The sequence below is a fragment of the Anaerostipes hadrus ATCC 29173 = JCM 17467 genome, from assembly GCF_030296915.1.
Taxonomy (GTDB): Bacteria; Bacillota; Clostridia; order Lachnospirales; family Lachnospiraceae; genus Anaerostipes; species Anaerostipes hadrus.
This window is the reverse complement of record NZ_AP028031.1, coordinates 803,744-819,201: the sequence shown is the minus strand read 5'-3', so window position 1 is coordinate 819,201 and position 15,458 is coordinate 803,744. Positions and strand designations below refer to the sequence as shown.

The 15,458-nt window shown below is 36.6% G+C and carries 16 protein-coding genes; 4 read left to right on the top strand and 12 right to left on the bottom strand.

Annotation, left to right across the window (positions count from 1 at the left end; all coding sequences use genetic code 11):
- Positions 1 to 96: 96 nt before the first annotated feature.
- The 5 genes from nagA to QUE18_RS03885 all read right to left on the bottom strand — a co-directional run bounded on the left by nagA (position 97) and on the right by QUE18_RS03885 (position 5,504).
- On the bottom strand, positions 97 to 1,209 hold the full coding sequence (nagA, locus tag QUE18_RS03905; protein ID WP_022091440.1) for an N-acetylglucosamine-6-phosphate deacetylase: 1,113 nt from the start codon (positions 1,207 to 1,209) through the stop codon (positions 97 to 99).
- A 281-nt stretch (positions 1,210 to 1,490) separates the two neighbouring features.
- Complete coding sequence (locus QUE18_RS03900) at positions 1,491 to 2,957, bottom strand: PTS transporter subunit EIIC (protein ID WP_009204178.1); 1,467 nt, start codon at positions 2,955 to 2,957, stop codon at positions 1,491 to 1,493.
- Positions 2,958 to 3,030: 73 nt separating this feature from the next.
- A complete protein-coding gene (locus tag QUE18_RS03895; protein ID WP_009204179.1) occupies positions 3,031 to 3,528 on the bottom strand; it encodes a PTS sugar transporter subunit IIA in 498 nt (165 codons plus the stop codon).
- Positions 3,521 to 4,378 carry a BglG family transcription antiterminator LicT gene (gene licT / locus QUE18_RS03890; protein WP_009204180.1) on the bottom strand — a complete coding sequence of 286 codons (858 nt, stop codon included), beginning with the start codon at positions 4,376 to 4,378 and terminating at the stop codon, positions 3,521 to 3,523. The genes QUE18_RS03895 and licT overlap by 8 nt, the downstream gene beginning before the upstream one ends.
- Positions 4,379 to 4,742: 364 nt before the next feature.
- On the bottom strand, positions 4,743 to 5,504 hold the full coding sequence (locus tag QUE18_RS03885) for an N-acetylmuramoyl-L-alanine amidase (RefSeq protein ID WP_009204182.1): 762 nt from the start codon (positions 5,502 to 5,504) through the stop codon (positions 4,743 to 4,745).
- 326 nt (positions 5,505 to 5,830) lie between these two features.
- Here QUE18_RS03885 and QUE18_RS03880 point away from each other — a divergent pair, with 326 nt between their 5' ends.
- The 3 genes from QUE18_RS03880 to QUE18_RS03870 are packed head-to-tail and all read left to right on the top strand — an operon-like array spanning position 5,831 to position 7,623.
- Positions 5,831 to 6,217 carry a BlaI/MecI/CopY family transcriptional regulator gene (locus QUE18_RS03880; protein WP_008392115.1) on the top strand — a complete coding sequence of 129 codons (387 nt, stop codon included), beginning with the start codon at positions 5,831 to 5,833 and terminating at the stop codon, positions 6,215 to 6,217.
- Position 6,218: 1 nt separating this feature from the next.
- Entirely contained in the window at positions 6,219 to 7,391 is a 1,173-nt protein-coding gene (locus QUE18_RS03875) for a M56 family metallopeptidase (protein ID WP_040344436.1), read from the top strand.
- Positions 7,375 to 7,623 carry a hypothetical protein gene (locus tag QUE18_RS03870; RefSeq protein ID WP_009204184.1) on the top strand — a complete coding sequence of 83 codons (249 nt, stop codon included), beginning with the start codon at positions 7,375 to 7,377 and terminating at the stop codon, positions 7,621 to 7,623. Before QUE18_RS03875 ends, QUE18_RS03870 begins: the two co-directional genes overlap by 17 nt.
- Before the next feature lie 31 nt (positions 7,624 to 7,654).
- On the opposite strand, the gene QUE18_RS03865 is transcribed toward QUE18_RS03870, so the two are convergent.
- The 6 genes from QUE18_RS03865 to QUE18_RS03840 are packed head-to-tail and all read right to left on the bottom strand — an operon-like array spanning position 7,655 to position 12,717.
- Positions 7,655 to 8,152: a VanZ family protein gene (locus QUE18_RS03865; protein ID WP_009204185.1), complete on the bottom strand. Its 498-nt coding sequence runs from the start codon at positions 8,150 to 8,152 to the stop codon at positions 7,655 to 7,657.
- Positions 8,153 to 8,160: 8 nt separating this feature from the next.
- Positions 8,161 to 9,183 (bottom strand): dTDP-glucose 4,6-dehydratase, encoded by a 1,023-nt coding sequence (gene rfbB / locus QUE18_RS03860; RefSeq protein WP_008392110.1) that lies wholly within the window; start codon positions 9,181 to 9,183, stop codon positions 8,161 to 8,163.
- Between the two features lie 10 nt (positions 9,184 to 9,193).
- Positions 9,194 to 10,075, bottom strand: a complete 882-nt coding sequence (gene rfbA, locus QUE18_RS03855; RefSeq protein WP_008392109.1) for a glucose-1-phosphate thymidylyltransferase RfbA — start codon at positions 10,073 to 10,075, stop codon at positions 9,194 to 9,196.
- Between the two features lie 30 nt (positions 10,076 to 10,105).
- Complete coding sequence (rfbC, locus tag QUE18_RS03850) at positions 10,106 to 10,660, bottom strand: dTDP-4-dehydrorhamnose 3,5-epimerase (protein WP_009265363.1); 555 nt, start codon at positions 10,658 to 10,660, stop codon at positions 10,106 to 10,108.
- A 19-nt stretch (positions 10,661 to 10,679) separates the two neighbouring features.
- A complete protein-coding gene (gene rfbD / locus QUE18_RS03845; RefSeq protein WP_008392107.1) occupies positions 10,680 to 11,525 on the bottom strand; it encodes a dTDP-4-dehydrorhamnose reductase in 846 nt (281 codons plus the stop codon).
- A 10-nt stretch (positions 11,526 to 11,535) separates the two neighbouring features.
- Complete coding sequence (locus QUE18_RS03840) at positions 11,536 to 12,717, bottom strand: MerR family transcriptional regulator (RefSeq protein ID WP_009204187.1); 1,182 nt, start codon at positions 12,715 to 12,717, stop codon at positions 11,536 to 11,538.
- Positions 12,718 to 13,356: 639 nt separating this feature from the next.
- Here QUE18_RS03840 and QUE18_RS03835 point away from each other — a divergent pair.
- Positions 13,357 to 13,962 carry a GNAT family N-acetyltransferase gene (locus QUE18_RS03835; protein WP_009204188.1) on the top strand — a complete coding sequence of 202 codons (606 nt, stop codon included), beginning with the start codon at positions 13,357 to 13,359 and terminating at the stop codon, positions 13,960 to 13,962.
- A gap of 327 nt (positions 13,963 to 14,289) precedes the next feature.
- Here the strand turns inward: QUE18_RS03835 and QUE18_RS03830 are convergent, their stop codons facing one another.
- Positions 14,290 to 15,453 carry a cation diffusion facilitator family transporter gene (locus QUE18_RS03830; RefSeq protein ID WP_040344438.1) on the bottom strand — a complete coding sequence of 388 codons (1,164 nt, stop codon included), beginning with the start codon at positions 15,451 to 15,453 and terminating at the stop codon, positions 14,290 to 14,292.
- Between the last annotated feature and the right edge of the window lie 5 nt (positions 15,454 to 15,458).

Below are 15,458 nucleotides of genomic sequence, written 5' to 3'. Positions count from 1 at the left end.
TTTCTGCTCCCTTTGTTTTTATCATTTTATGAATTCCTGTATAAAAAAAGAATCCTGCCTACACAGAATTCTTTTTCTTATCTCAATTGATATTCCTTATTTTACCTGCCCCTTCTGAATGATAGATACAATATTTAAATCTTTATCTAAAACTACTGCATTCGCATATTTTCCTTCTTCAAGGCTTCCATATTTATCATCAATTCCAATGGATTTTGCTGGATTCAAAGTTGCACATCGGACTGCACTTTCGAATGGAATATGCATTTCTTTGACTACCGTTCTCATACAATCCATTAGGTTTGTTGCAGAACCTGCGATGGCTCCTCCTTCGGTCAGTGTTGCAACGTTTCCTACTACAGTCACTGGCTGTCCGCCTAATTCATACTGTCCATCTTCCATTCCCGTTGCCATCATACTGTCACTAATCAGTACGATCCTCTTGTCTGTAAACATTTCAAAGGTTGCTCTGACACAGGATGGGTGAATATGAACTCCATCGCAGATCAGTTCTACATAACAATCACTGTCTCTTGCTGCTCCAATAACCCCCGGTTCTCTATGATTTAACGGCGGCATAGCATTATACAAATGTGTGATATGATCGGCACCTCTTCTGATTGCTTCACTTGCTGTATCATAATCAGCCATCGTATGTGCAATTGATACATGTACTTCATCTTTCACTTGATTGATAAAATCCATAGCTCCTTCAGTCTCTGGAGCAAGATCCACTAATTTGATCAATCCACCGGCTGCTTCCTGCAGTTTATGGAATAATTCAACATCTGCCAGCTTGATGTCCTCTTCTTTCTGTGCACCTTTTTTCTCTTTGTTTATAAAAGGCCCTTCCATATTGATTCCGACAAGATCTGCACCTTTTCCATTCTTATGTCCTTTTGCTGCCTTCATTGCCTGAAATAGTTCTTCTTCTGGAATCGTCATTGTCGCAGGACAGATTGCCAATACTCCATTGGCTGCTTCATAATCAGCCAGTGCCTGAATGGATTCTTCGGTTCCATCACACATATCATGTCTGACACATCCATGAAAATGAATATCGACAAGTCCCGGTATCACATAACATCCTTCAGCTTCTACTTCTTTGTTGTCCGTTGTTTCTTTCGCTACGTATTCTCCTTCTACATAGAGATCTTTTTTCTCAAATTTTCCTTCTGGTGTGAATACCAGTCCATTTTTTATAATCATTATATTACCTCGATTTCCGTTACCCATTTGTATTGTTCTTTCTGATTCTATTTTAGCAGTCTGATACTATACAATCAAATAAAACAGGGCTTTTTTGCCCTGTTTTACTGAAACTGATTCTTCCTTCACGGTGCATTTTTGTTTGATCATATTTTTGAATGTACTTTCAAGTTAATAATCATCTCCTGCAAGACCATTCTGTCACTGTCAATTATCAACACAAAACGAGCCGGCATATCACCGGCCCGTTTTCGGAGAAAACTATGAATAACAATAAAGGCTTATTTACATAATTTTTCCATCTCATCTGCAACAAACTGAACTTTTGGTCCAATGATAACCTGAATGTTACCTTTTCCTGGACGAATGATTCCTGCTGCTCCTGAGGATTTGATCTTCGCTTCATCTATTTTGTTATCATCATTGATTTCCAGACGAAGTCTTGTGATGCAATTATCAATACTCTTAACATTGGCACTTCCGCCTAATCCTTCAAGGATGACTGCTGCCATTGCTGTAAAATCATCATTGGCTAATGTAATATTTTCTTCATCAAGATCATCATCTTCACGACCTGGTGTTTTCAGATCAAATTTCGTGATCGCGATACGGAATACTACATAGAATACGATAAATGCTGCGATTCCTAAAGGAATGATCATCCATGTCTTCTGTGCTGCTGGTAAGGAAGATGAGAATACAAGGTCAGTTGCTCCTGCTGAGAAACTAAATCCTGCTCTGAATCCTACCAGTGTTGTGATCGTTGTAAAGATTCCGTAAAGGATTGCGTAGATAACATATAAACCTGGTGCTAAGAACATAAATCCGAATTCAAATGGTTCTGTTACACCACAGACAAATGCACAAAGAGCTGCGGATCCTACTAAACCGATGGCAATCTTTTTCTTGTTACTCTTTGCTGTCTGGATCATTGCTAATGCTGCTCCTGGAATACCGAACATCATACATGGGAAGAATCCTGACATGTACATTCCAAGGCTCCATGATACATTCTTAGATGTTTCTCCTGCCCAGAAATGAGTTAAATCTCCGAGTCCAATCGTGTCAAACCAGAATACATTGTTCAATGCATGATGTAATCCTGTTGGGATCAACAGACGGTTTAAGAATGCATAAATACCAGCTCCAACAGCTCCCATCTTGGCAATAGACTGACCAACTGTGATCAATGCTGTAAATACAACTGGCCATACAAACAGTAATACAACTGATACAATGATAGATACAACACCAGCGATAATTGCTACGCAACGTTTACCACTAAAGAATGATAACCAATCTGGTAATTTAGTATCTTTGAATTTGTTATAACACATAGATCCGATCACACCGGCTAAGATACCAATAAATGGATTGGAAATCTTATCAAATGCAAGTGTTGCATCTGCATTCTTTGCAATAGATGGCATGATTGTTGTTACTACTGCTGTAGATAACAAATTTGTGATCATCAGCCATGATGCTAAAGCTGCCAGGCCACCCGTTCCATCATGTTTTTCTGCCATACCAACACCGACACCGATAACAAACAGTAATGCCATGTTGTCGATCAATGCTCCCCCTGCCTTTACAAGGAAGAATCCGATCTGGTTTCCAATACCTGTGATATCACCACCCTGCATGGTTGCAGGACACAGTGCATATCCGATTCCCATTAAAATACCACAGATTGGCAAGCATGCTACTGGAAGCATTAACGCTTTTCCTAATTTTTGTAAAAATTTCATATAGATTGTCCCCTTTCATTTTTACTTTAAGTTTTTCATGTTCTTTTCCTTCTCTTTTAGTTACTCATCTTTGTTATTGTTTTGTTAACTGTATCACCTCTTCCCCTGCTTTTACTTGTTGTCCTGTCAAACACTTCGTGATCTTATAATCACCTAAGTTCGTTATTACGATCGGCGTTGTGACGTCATATCCCGCCTTTGTAATCTCTTCAAGATCAAATTCCAACAAAACGTCTCCTGCCTTTACCTGATCTCCAATTTCTTTATATGTCTGATAGTACTTTCCATTTAATTCCACGGTATCAAGTCCTGCATGAACGATCAGCTCTAATCCGTCTTCTCCCTGAATACAGACTGCATGTTTTGTATCCATTACCGTGGCGATCGTTCCATTGATCGGAGAAACGACTGTTCCATTGGATGGAACAATTGCGATTCCTGGTCCTAATAATTCCTGAGCGAATGTCTGATCATTGACTTCGTCCATTGGGATTGTTCTCCCATCTTCTACTGCTTTTAATGAAATTGTCTTTGCGTTCTTCTCAAACATCTTCTTTAATGAATCAAACATCTTCTTCTCCTTTTTCTATACTGCTTTTTCTGATCCTCTCGATATGCATCGTTAAATATGCAACTTCTGCTGATGTCATATCTTTTTTGTATCTTTCTTTAATAAAAGTCTTAATATATCCTGCACACTGATATTCTTCCGGACAGATCTTCTGGATCATCTCCTGTACATCATTGTTCATATCATCCATTCGTTCTGACGCAAATAACTTTCTGGATAAAAACTTCAAATGTGTGATAAACCGTTCATAACTCAATGACTGGGTATCGATCTCCAAATGGAAGTAGTTCTTTATCTGTTCCATAACATCTTCTAAAAATTCAGTGATCTTTAAAGTATCTTTGACTCTTGTATCAAATTCTGCACTCACGATGTGTAAAGCAATGGATGCCGCATCATCTAATGGGAGTGATATATTCAATCGCTGTTTGATCATTCCTAATGCGTATTCTCCAAGTGCAAATTCTTTCTCATAAAATAATCTTACTTCCCTAAGCATCGGGTTTGGAAAATTCATATGATCTTCATATCGCTGAATCGCAAAATGAATATGATCTGTTAATGTCACATAAATATTCTCGTTTAATTCTGTTCCTAAACTTTGCTTTGCATGTTCTATGATCGCTGTTGAAATCTCAAATTGTTCCATCGGAAGATCTTGTAAGATCTCTTTTAATTTCCGGATCATCTTCGGATCTTCTAATCGAAAGATCTTCTGAATCTTCTTCTCATCAACTACTTTTCCTTCCTTCCCCTGAAATCCAATTCCTGTTCCAACAACAATGATTTCCTGTCCATCTTCATCGATGCTGCTTACTACGTTGTTGTTCATTACCTTATCTATTTTCATAATCTTCTCTCCATGATCATTGGAAGCTTTTCTTCTAGTATATATATTATATGTTTTATTTTAAAATAAAAAGAAAACCACATTTTATAAATATGAAAGTCAACACTTTCACACTTATAAAATCCGGTTTTGCCTGCATTACCAGTGACAATCCTCAATATTCATATCATTTAAGTCACTTTATTTTCTTAAGTTGCTTTTATCTTATCAGCATTTTATACAAAAGTCAAGCCTTTTTTAGCTTTTTCTTTTTATATTTTTTACAATGGATATTGTGATACTTTTTTACTGCCGGTGCGTGCCATCTTTTACAATCTCTATTGGCTGCGCACCTTGCAGTATGTGTGTTTTTCTTAAATTAAGATCATTCCTTGATAACAAGTGTATCATAGCCTTTTTTCTTCAATTCATTTTCCAATCTTACTGCTTCATCAAGCGTATTATATTCCCCAATCTGAACTGCATAATAAGGATCCTTATAAACGATATTCCCCTCGTATCCATCTGCAACCGCACGATTCAGAACATACTGTGCATTAGAAAAATTACGGTATAAACCAATCTGGACACGATAGATTCCCTTCAGAGCTTCATTTTCATCTCCGATCGTTTCCATAATTCCATCTGCGATCGCTTGTGCGATCTCTTGAAATTTCTCATCAAATCTTTCGTTGTCCTGATCTGAATTTAAAAAACCTGCCTCGATCAAGATCGCAGGAATCTTTGTTCTTCTTAATACAGTAAGATTCGGGCGCTCTTTAACTCCAATATTACGAAATCCTACTTGTTCTAAGTTCGCATTTACATTTCTTGCCATCTCTGCTTTGATCCCCTGATCATCAAATACCAGTGTTTCAACGCCTTGATATTCATTCGCATTTGGACTTGCATTTCTATGAAATGAGATAAAATAATCAGCTCCACTTTCATTCCCAAGCCTTGCTTTTTCAGATGGTGACTGGTAGATATCACTTTGTCTTGTGTAGGATACTGGAACGCCATTTTGCTCTAAAATCTGACCGACTGCGAGTGTCAGTCTTAGATTGTCGTCTTTTTCCTTTCTTCCATCATACTGGGCTCCATTATCATAACCGCCGTGACCAGCATCTAAAATTACTCCTGCCATATTATTTTCCCTGTATTTCTTTCTTCTATCAGACTATTCATTTCTCCATGTTTTGTGTTATATTGGTAGTAGATAACCTGATGATAGAGAGTTTTATTGAAAATATGACCTATTACTTGACAAAAAATTTAGGGGTATTATTACAAATTTAATAATACCCCACCTACCATGTATCAATATTTATTATCTTCGTTTTCTATTCTACTATATTATGATTCTTTTTTCAACAACTATTTTAATTTAAAACATTTATTTTTTTCAATTCAAAATAGTTGTTGAAAATATAAATATATTCATATAAAATAAACTCAAGGAGTTGATAATTTATGAAATACAAAAAACTAACACCATCACAATTAAATATCATGAAAACATTATGGGACAAAAAAGAGCCTATGATTGCTTCTGATTTTGTTCAGCTTGATCCTTCACTGAATCTGAATTCCGTTCAATCTGCATTGCGTTCTCTACTTAAGAAAAACTATATTGAAGTTTCCGACATTGTATATAGTGGTAAGGTTTTAACCAGACGTTATATTCCTGTTGTTTCCTCTGAAGATTATGCTTCTGAGAATATCAACGGAGTGCTGGAAGATCTTTTATCTTCTAATATACTTCTTCAATATGTGGAGTCTGAAAATGATATTAAAGTGATTGAACGTTTACAGGAGAAATTAGAGGAACGTAAGAAAATTCTAGAAAGGAAGTCTTGATATGACACCTGCGAATTATGGTTCCGTATTTAGTTGCTGTCTTTTTGGCAGTCTGATGATGCTTTATCTTTATGTATTTTGCAGAAGCAAACGATTTATCTTAAGAAACGGAACCTTTGTGATTTATCTTGCTGTCGGAGTTGTCACGATCCGTATGCTTTTGCCTTGGAATTTTCATTTTGCAGCAAATGTTGAATCCCATAAAATTCTTCCTTTTCTTTTTAATCTTTTAAGGGTGAAGATTTTATCTGTGGAATTTCTAACAATCCTTGTGATCATTTTTTGCTTTGGAAGTTGTTTAAGACTTGCTTTATATTTCTATAAACTTGTTCGCTATCGTCATTTACTTCATCAGTTAGACCCTCTCGATGACATAAGAATATTAAGAATCTTTTCTGATATTTTGGAAGAATATCATTGTACGAAGCAGATTTTAATCTATCAGGTGCCTGGCCTTTCTAGTCCTGCAATTTCTGGTCTGATCCATCCAGTGATCCTTCTTCCTGACAGAGAATACAGTGATCAGGATCTGCGTTTTATTTTTATGCATGAACTCAATCATTATCTACACAATGACTTATGGAAGATTTTTTTCTGGGAACTCGTTGTATGTATCTACTGGTGGAATCCTCTTTCTTATATGATTCGCCGTCTGATCAAAGATACTGCGGAATATGCAAATGATATCCGACTTACCAAAGACAGAGATGAACTTACAAGAACAAATTATATGTTAAGTCTTCTCAATACTTCCAAACAGACTCATACGTTCCACACCCTTCCAACACTGCATTTTCAGGAAGGTACGATTTTAAACATTGAAAAAAGATGCGATCTTATCAATGATAGTCCAAAGATTCGCAGAAATTTATTTTCACAATTTATACATATTGGATCTATTTCTTTATTGTTCACCCTTTCGCTGTGCTTTATCTTTCAGCCAAGTTCGCCAGCTCCAAACTATGACAATGATGGCACTGTTATTTTTGATAAACCTGACAGCAGTAATTCTTTTTATATAAAGCGAAAAGATGGAAAGGGCTATGATTTATATGTCAAACATGAAGATGCTTTTATAAATACAGGAATCATTGAAAACCCTGAAGATTATAAAAGTCCTAAAATATATTCTAGCAAAAAGGAGGCTACGAAATTTTATGAAAACATTAAATAAATTTATTTTTCTATTTTTACTTAGTTTTATCTCTATTGGTGTATTTTCTGGTTCAATCGTCTCAGCCCAAAATACCTCAAGCGAACCTTCCATTGCTGTTTCAGAAGAAGATTCCTCTGTATACAGCGGCGATGTCATCGTTTGGAAATATAAGACTATGAACGGGAAATTATACAAAAGAAAATATAACAAAACAACAAAAAAATGGATCGGGAATTGGATTCCAGCTTAGTGAGCATGAAAAAGAAAGGAAATCAGACATCTTAAATCTGATTTCCTTTCTTTTTCTCTATCAATTTCTGCGTGATCAAAGATACCATAATTCCACAAAACGCCCCACAGCTATCGATCATCACATCAAATACTTTTCCTTCTCGTCCTGGAACAAACATCTGATGAATCTCATCTGTTGATGCATATCCTGTAGAAATCAACTGTGCGGTCAATACTGCTTTCTTTCGATCTAGCACATCACATGACACCGCCTTATAAGTAAAGAATCCAAGTACTGCATATTCCGTAAAATGTGCTGTTTTTCTAACAAACGTATGCACCGCTTCTGCATGCATCATAAGATCAGCATTAGAATGAATCTGGAAAAATCCAAGAAAGCTTAGGATCCTTGCAAGTTCTTTCGCATATCCGATACTCATCCCTGCTGAGGATGTGCCGTTCTTTGCAGAAAATGAAAAAATCAAAATCATCAAAACGAGTGTTATCCCCCAGTATAACACTCGTTTTGTCTGTTTCTGTACTCTCATACAGACTCCTATAAGCGGTTTCCGTACATCTTATCGAAATAGTTTGCATACTCTCCAGATAAAATGTTCTGCCACCATTCTTTGTTATTTAAGTACCATTCGATTGTCTGTGCAATTCCTGTGTCAAAGTTATATTTTGGTTCCCATCCAAGTTCTGTCTCTAGTTTTGTTGGATCGATCGCATAACGCATGTCATGTCCTGGACGGTCTGTTACGAATTTGATCAGGCTTTCTGGTTTGTCTAACGCTTTTAAGATTGTCTTTACAACTTCTAAGTTAGTACGTTCGTTATGTCCACCTACGTTGTAAACTTCCCCGACTTTTCCTTTGTGGATGATCAGGTCAATAGCTTCGCAGTGGTCAGATACGTGTAACCAGTCACGGACATTTTCACCTTTTCCATAGACTGGAAGTTCTTCGTCTGCTAAGGCACGGCTGATCATTAGTGGAATCAGCTTCTCTGGGAAATGATATGGTCCGTAGTTGTTTGAGCATCTTGAGATCGTCACTGGAAGTCCAAATGTTCTGTGGTAAGCTAATACAAATAAGTCTGCACTTGCTTTGGAACTGCTGTATGGGCTTGATGTGTGCAGTGGTGTTGTCTCTGTGAAGAATAAATCTGGGCGATCTAATGGAAGATCTCCGTATACTTCATCTGTAGATACCTGATGGTAACGTTTTACACCGTATTTCTTTGCTGCATCTAACAGTACGACTGTCCCTTCTACATTTGTTTTTACAAAAATAGATGGATCTTCAATAGAACGGTCTACATGGCTTTCTGCTGCGAAGTTTACAACGATATCGAATTTTTCTTTTTCAAATAAATCCATGATAAATTCACGGTCTGCGATATCACCTTTGACAAATTTGTAATTTGGTTTGTCTTCCACTGGTTTTAATGTTTCAAGGTTTCCTGCATATGTTAATAAATCCAAGTTTACGATCTCGTAATCAGGATATTTGTTTACCATATGATGAACAAAGTTTCCACCGATAAATCCGGCTCCACCGGTTACTAATATTTTCATGCTATTCTCCTTATTTATCTAAAAATTTTCCTGCCATAACGTCCATTAAATACTGTCCATACTGGTTTTTCTTTAATGGTTCGATATCTGTTAATAACTGGTCCTTTGTGATCCAGTGATTTAAATATGCGATCTCTTCTAAGCAGGCGATCTTTCTGTGCTGATGTGTTTCGACTGTTTTTACAAAGTTTGTTGCTTCCACTAAGGATTCATGTGTTCCTGTATCTAACCATGTAAATCCCTGTCCAAGTAATTCAACATCTAACTCACCTTTTTCCAGATAGATCTTATTTAAATCTGTAATCTCTAATTCTCCTCTGGCAGATGGTTTTAATTCTTTTGCATATTTTACGACATTGTTATCGTAGAAGTATAATCCTGTGACACAGTAGTTTGATTTTGGCTTTTCTGGTTTTTCCTCAATGGAAATGGCTTTTCCATCAGAATCAAATTCAACGATTCCGAAGCGTTCTGGATCATCTACATAGTATCCGAAAACAGTTGCTCCTTCTTTTTTATTTGCGGCACGTAACAGGCGTTTCTTCAATCCATGTCCGTGGAAAATGTTATCTCCAAGGACCATAGCTACACTGTCATCTCCGATAAAATCTTCTCCAATGATAAATGCCTGTGCAAGTCCGTCTGGTGATGGCTGCACTGCATAAGATAAGTTCACTCCAAACTGATGTCCGTCTCCTAACAAAGACTCAAATCTTGGCGTATCACTTGGTGTGGAAATGATAAGAATATCACGGATTCCTGCATTCATTAATACAGATAATGGATAATAGATCATTGGTTTATCATAAATTGGCAGTAACTGTTTGGATGTTACCATGGTTAATGGGTACAGTCTGGTACCGGAACCTCCGGCAAGAATAATTCCCTTCATTTGTGTTCCCTTTCTCCCTCTGGGTAATAATTAAAACTTAAATGTGTCTTTTAAACCTTTCCATTTTTGGTCTTTTTCAGAAATGATCAAGTCAACGCCTTCTTCTAATGGCCATTCAACTCCGATTTCTGGATCATTCCATGCAAGACCGCCTTCGTCTCCTGGATGATAGAAATCTGTACATTTGTAGCAGAATTCTGCTTCATCAGATAATACTAAGAAACCATGTGCAAATCCTTCCGGAATATAGAACTGTTTCATATTTTCTGCTGATAATTCTACACCGAACCATTTTCCATAAGTTTTGGAATCAGATCTTAAGTCTACAGCTACGTCAAATACTTTTCCTCGCACAACTCGTACTAATTTTCCCTGTGGAAACTGTTTCTGGAAATGTAATCCACGAAGTACGCCTCTTGTAGACATAGACTGGTTATCCTGTACGAATACCATATCAAGTCCTGCTTCTTTCATGTCGTTCTGGTTATATGTTTCTACGAAATATCCTCTTTCATCTTTAAATACTGTTGGTTCAATAACATAAAGTCCTTCAATATCGCAAGGTGTTACTGTAATTTTTCCCATGATTGTTCTCCTTTTTATTTTAATATTCAATCTCTTTTAAATATCTGCTTAATGCATCCTGCCATGTTGGTAATGGTGTAAATCCATTGGCTGTCAGCTTGCTCTTATCCATTCTGCTGTTAGATGGACGTTTTGCCTTCGCAGGATATTCGTCACTGCTGACTGGTGCAACGGATACGTTCATCCCTGCCTGTTTGAAGATTTCACAGGCAAATTCATACCATGTGCAAATTCCTTCATTTGTTGCATGATATCTTCCATATTTGTCTGTCTGGATCATATCCACTAACAATCTTGCAAGATCATATGTGTATGTTGGTGACCCTGTCTGGTCATTGACAACGGTTAAATGATCGTGTGTCTTTCCTAAGTTTAACATTGTTTTGATAAAGTTCTTTCCATTCACTCCAAATACCCAGGCGATACGGACTGTAAAAAATTTCTTTACATGTTCTTCGATAGCAAGTTCCCCTTCATATTTTGTCTGTCCATAGACATTAAGAGGTTCTCTCTTATCATCTGGTTCCCAAGGTCGCTCACCCTGCCCGTTAAATACATAGTCTGTGCTGATATACATCATTTTGATATCTAATTCTTCACAGACTTTTGCGATATTTTCTGTTCCCTGTGCATTAACTTTTCTGCAGATTTCTTCGTTATCTTCTGCAGCATCAACGGCTGTGTATGCTGCACAGTGGATCACTGCATCTGGTGCTGCTTCTTTGATCACTTTATTTACCTGATCGGCATCTGTGATATCCATTTCATCAATATCCACACCAATTCCTTCAAGCCCCTGTTTTTCTAGTTCGTTCATTACGTCATAACCAAGCTGTCCTTTGACTCCTGTGACAAAAACTCTCATAACTCCTCCTTTATGGTTTACATATAAAAATCCCGGCAGATTTTGTGATCTTGATCACTCCTTTGGCTGCCATCTTCTTTCTTACAAAGTCTTTAAATTCTAAATAACGATGATTTAAATATTCATGCTGATTTCCGTGACAGGATAAAATATAGGAGATCAGTGGTTCTGGCTGATCGACTAACAATTCATCCTCATAGTCAATTTCTTTTACTTGTGAAAATACTTTTTTTAATTGTTCTTCTCCATTTTCCAGACCAAAGACATCATATAATTTGTGATCAGAAAGCGTGATCCTTTCATCAAAATCTTTGATCAGCTGGGTAATTTCCTGCATATGACTGCTTCCATAGGTACTGCAGATAAATGTTCCATTTTGTTTTAGAACTCTTTTGATTTCGTTAAATACTTGTTGTCGGTCATCCAGATAAAATAATACATGGTTTGCGATCACTTTATCGAAACTGTGATCTTCTTTTGGAATCTGTCTACAGTCGATCATCTGATAAGAAATCTGTCCTTTTCCCTCTCCGACATAGTTCCTGGCATCTTTTACCATACCTTGTGACTGGTCGGATAAAGTAACATGGACATTTTTTGGAAGATTTTTATTCTTCCATAGTTCCCCTGTTCCACATCCTAGTTCTAATACTTTGTCTTTTTCTTTTAAGTTTAACTGCTCATAGATCCATTCAAACCATGGTTGTGGATTTTGTGAATATTTTTGATGAAGTCCGATACGGATATCAAGATTTGATGCATTCTTATATTGTTCTACCAATCCTTTTTCCAGATTGGTTACGTGAAGAAGATTCATCATCTGTGTCCAGTCGATTTCTTCTTCATTATCCATCTTTTGTTCCATCTCTTCTAAGGATTGCTCTACCAGTTTTAAGTGTTCCATCTTTTTTTGTACAAGGTATAACTGTAAGCCGATAGACTCTTTAATGAAATCCTGATCTTCATCGTTGATCGTCATCGTCATGATCTCTTCCAAAGAAAATCCGAGGTATTTTAATGACAAGATTTTTTGTAATTTGGCAAAATCGGCATCTGTATAAAGACGATATCCATTGTCTGCAACTTTACTTGGCTTTAAGATGCCTTGACGGTCATAGTAGCGGATCGTTCTTAGTGTTACATTGGCTTTTTTTGCAAATTCACCGGATGTATAGTATCCATCTTTTGTCATTTAGATTCCTCCTTGGTTTTCTCTCTATACGTTATCATAAAGGGTGACGTAAGGGAAGTGTCAAGAGGAATTTTAATTTGCTGGTGTAATAGCTGTAGTCTTTCTGTATCTTAGGAAAACGAAATAAAAGAATAGAAGATCCAGACCAGAAATTTTGCTCGCCATTTTGACCGGTCGCTGATTCGCAAATTTTCCTTGCATAACTCACTCGCTACGCGAGTTCAAACAATGCACCAAATTTGCTGCGAACCGATCAAAATAACGGCAAAATTTCAATGGTTCTGGATCTTCTATTCTTTTATTTCGTTTTCCTAAGATACCTAAAGTTTACAGGTATTAAATCCAATAAATCAAATTTCACAGTATGTATGTTTTACTATATTGCTTTACATTTTCAGGATAATCGAAAACTGAAATTCTCTCATTTTAATCTTGTAAGAATTAAGATAAAAGATTTTCCAAATATCTCGCTAAATCGGTGTCTAATAATTTTTTTAGACTTCCCTCCATCACTATCAAAATTAGATTCGTAGAAAGTACTTTCTGTTTAATTTATACTCCGTGACTTTTCATTCAATAGCTTGTATACTCTAATTAATCAATTTATTGTTATTTTTAATTTTATGGGGGTTTTTGTTTATGCTTGATAAGTCTCTTGTTTATAAAGATATTGTGATGTGTCTGCCTTTTGAGGATTTAGAGGATCTTAAGATTCCTGTTTTGCCTGATGGATATTCTTATAAGATGTTTGAATCTGGGGATGAGATTGCTTGGGCGAAGCTTGAAGTGTTGGTTGGAGAGTTTGATTGTTTTGAGGATGCTTCTGCTTATTTTGCTAAAACTTTTTTAACTCATGAAGAACTTTTAGCTGACCGGGTTTGTTTTATTGTGAATCCTGAGGGAGAGATTGTTGCTACGACGAGTGCTTGGTTTAAGACAAATGGCGATATTCGGTTTCCTTTGATTCATTGGGTGTCTACTTCTCCTAAAGAACAGAGGAAGGGGCTTGGGAAGGCAATTGTTTTGTTTGCTTTGTCTCGTTTTCTTGTTGTAGAACCGGATGCTGATTTTATTTTTCTTCATACACATACTTGGGCTTATAAGGCTGTTTGTATGTATCAGAAGATGGGCTTTCGTATTACGAAAAAAGCCCTGCCAAATAGCAGGACTGATTTTTCTTGTCTGGATGTTTTGAAAGATGTGCTTCCTAATTCGATTATTGCTCAGCTTTTAGAGAAAGATTAAGATGCTGTCCAGTCACATTGATCTTATATATACTAACACACACTTATATTTTTAATCATCTTAATTGACATAAAAATATATAAATGTTACTATAATAATAGAAAAGGTGCTACCGATGACGGTTTGCCTGATATAAACGATTGAATAACCGCTCACATAACTTGTCAGGTCAATGGGCGGTTATTTCTCTATCTTGGCATCATGCTTTCCACGCACATAACCAAGACTATAAAAAGCCACACACAGTGAAATCACTGCAATTTGACAAATCGGTGCTTGTTTAAGCCCTTTCATCTTCTGTCACATACGCGTAAGCCTACCTACAAATCAGAATCTGTCTACACGAATCACTGCATAATGTTTCCCCTGCATCTCGTCTTTAATCTTCTTCTTAAGATCCTTCACGATCTTCTCTGGCTCATAATCTTTCCCATAAGGAATCACAAGATCAAAGATCACATTCGTATGTGTCGGACCTTTGACCATTCGAAAGTCATGAACTGACAGTGTCTTGTCATATTTCTTAACAATATTAAAAACTTCTTTTCTTGTCTCATTCACTTCCTCATCATCCGTCACTACAGGATCCATATGGATTGTTGCTTCGCAGTGATATTCTTCCATCAAACGCATTTCAATATGATCCATCAGATCATGTACTTCCATCATGTCTTTATTGTATGGAACTTCTGCATGCAAAGAGACAATTCTTCTTCCTGGACCATAGTCGTGAACAACGATATCATGAACTCCGATGACCATCTTATGATTTAATACAGTCTCTGTGATCTTAGCGATCAATTCTGGATCTGGGGATTCTCCTAATAGTGGGTTCATAGTATCTTTGATTGATTCATAACCACCCCAGAGTACAAAACATGCAACAAAGATTCCAACAATTCCATCAACATTTAAATGGAAATAATGGAATACAAGCATTCCTCCAACAACTGCTGCTGTTGAAATACAATCATTTAAACTATCCGCTGCTGTCGCTTTCATCGTTTCAGAATGAATTCTCCATCCGATTCCTTTGTTAAACATATACATCCAAAATTTTAATGCGATCGAGATCACTAATATTACATAAGAAATCCATTGTTCTGTGATCACCTCTGGATGAATCACTTTTTCTACTGATGTTTTAAATAATTCCACTCCCATCATCAAGATCAGGATAGATACAACAAGTCCTGATACATATTCCATCCTTCCATGTCCGAATGGATGATCTTCATCTGCTGGTTTTCCAGCCATTCCAAATCCGACAAGTGTGATAATAGAAGATGCTGCGTCAGATAAATTGTTAAACGCATCTGCTGTGATAGAGATTGCTCCTGTGATGATTCCTGCGAAAAATTTGGTTGCAAATAAGAAGATGTTACAACAGATTCCTACAATCCCTGCCATCTTTCCATAAGCATTTCTTACTTTTGCATCCTTTACATTTTCTTTGTGTTTAATAAATAATGATATTAATAAGTTTGTCATAAAAA

What these genes read in the sequence shown, in the direction of transcription:
- QUE18_RS03870 (WP_009204184.1), top strand. Translation starts at nt 7,375, where the DNA reads ATGAAAACATTAAATAAATTTATTTTTCTATTTTTACTTAGTTTTATC.
- QUE18_RS03835 (WP_009204188.1), top strand. Translation starts at nt 13,357, where the DNA reads ATGCTTGATAAGTCTCTTGTTTATAAAGATATTGTGATGTGTCTGCCT.
- QUE18_RS03875 (WP_040344436.1), top strand. Translation starts at nt 6,219, where the DNA reads ATGACACCTGCGAATTATGGTTCCGTATTTAGTTGCTGTCTTTTTGGC.
- QUE18_RS03830 (WP_040344438.1), bottom strand. Translation starts at nt 15,453, where the DNA reads ATGACAAACTTATTAATATCATTATTTATTAAACACAAAGAAAATGTA.
- nagA (WP_022091440.1), bottom strand. Translation starts at nt 1,209, where the DNA reads ATGATTATAAAAAATGGACTGGTATTCACACCAGAAGGAAAATTTGAG.
- rfbC (WP_009265363.1), bottom strand. Translation starts at nt 10,660, where the DNA reads ATGGGAAAAATTACAGTAACACCTTGCGATATTGAAGGACTTTATGTT.
- QUE18_RS03895 (WP_009204179.1), bottom strand. Translation starts at nt 3,528, where the DNA reads ATGTTTGATTCATTAAAGAAGATGTTTGAGAAGAACGCAAAGACAATT.
- rfbB (WP_008392110.1), bottom strand. Translation starts at nt 9,183, where the DNA reads ATGAAAATATTAGTAACCGGTGGAGCCGGATTTATCGGTGGAAACTTT.
- QUE18_RS03885 (WP_009204182.1), bottom strand. Translation starts at nt 5,504, where the DNA reads ATGGCAGGAGTAATTTTAGATGCTGGTCACGGCGGTTATGATAATGGA.
- rfbD (WP_008392107.1), bottom strand. Translation starts at nt 11,525, where the DNA reads ATGAGAGTTTTTGTCACAGGAGTCAAAGGACAGCTTGGTTATGACGTA.
- rfbA (WP_008392109.1), bottom strand. Translation starts at nt 10,075, where the DNA reads ATGAAGGGAATTATTCTTGCCGGAGGTTCCGGTACCAGACTGTACCCA.
- QUE18_RS03865 (WP_009204185.1), bottom strand. Translation starts at nt 8,152, where the DNA reads ATGAGAGTACAGAAACAGACAAAACGAGTGTTATACTGGGGGATAACA.
- QUE18_RS03900 (WP_009204178.1), bottom strand. Translation starts at nt 2,957, where the DNA reads ATGAAATTTTTACAAAAATTAGGAAAAGCGTTAATGCTTCCAGTAGCA.
- licT (WP_009204180.1), bottom strand. Translation starts at nt 4,378, where the DNA reads ATGAAAATAGATAAGGTAATGAACAACAACGTAGTAAGCAGCATCGAT.
- QUE18_RS03840 (WP_009204187.1), bottom strand. Translation starts at nt 12,717, where the DNA reads ATGACAAAAGATGGATACTATACATCCGGTGAATTTGCAAAAAAAGCC.
- QUE18_RS03880 (WP_008392115.1), top strand. Translation starts at nt 5,831, where the DNA reads ATGAAATACAAAAAACTAACACCATCACAATTAAATATCATGAAAACA.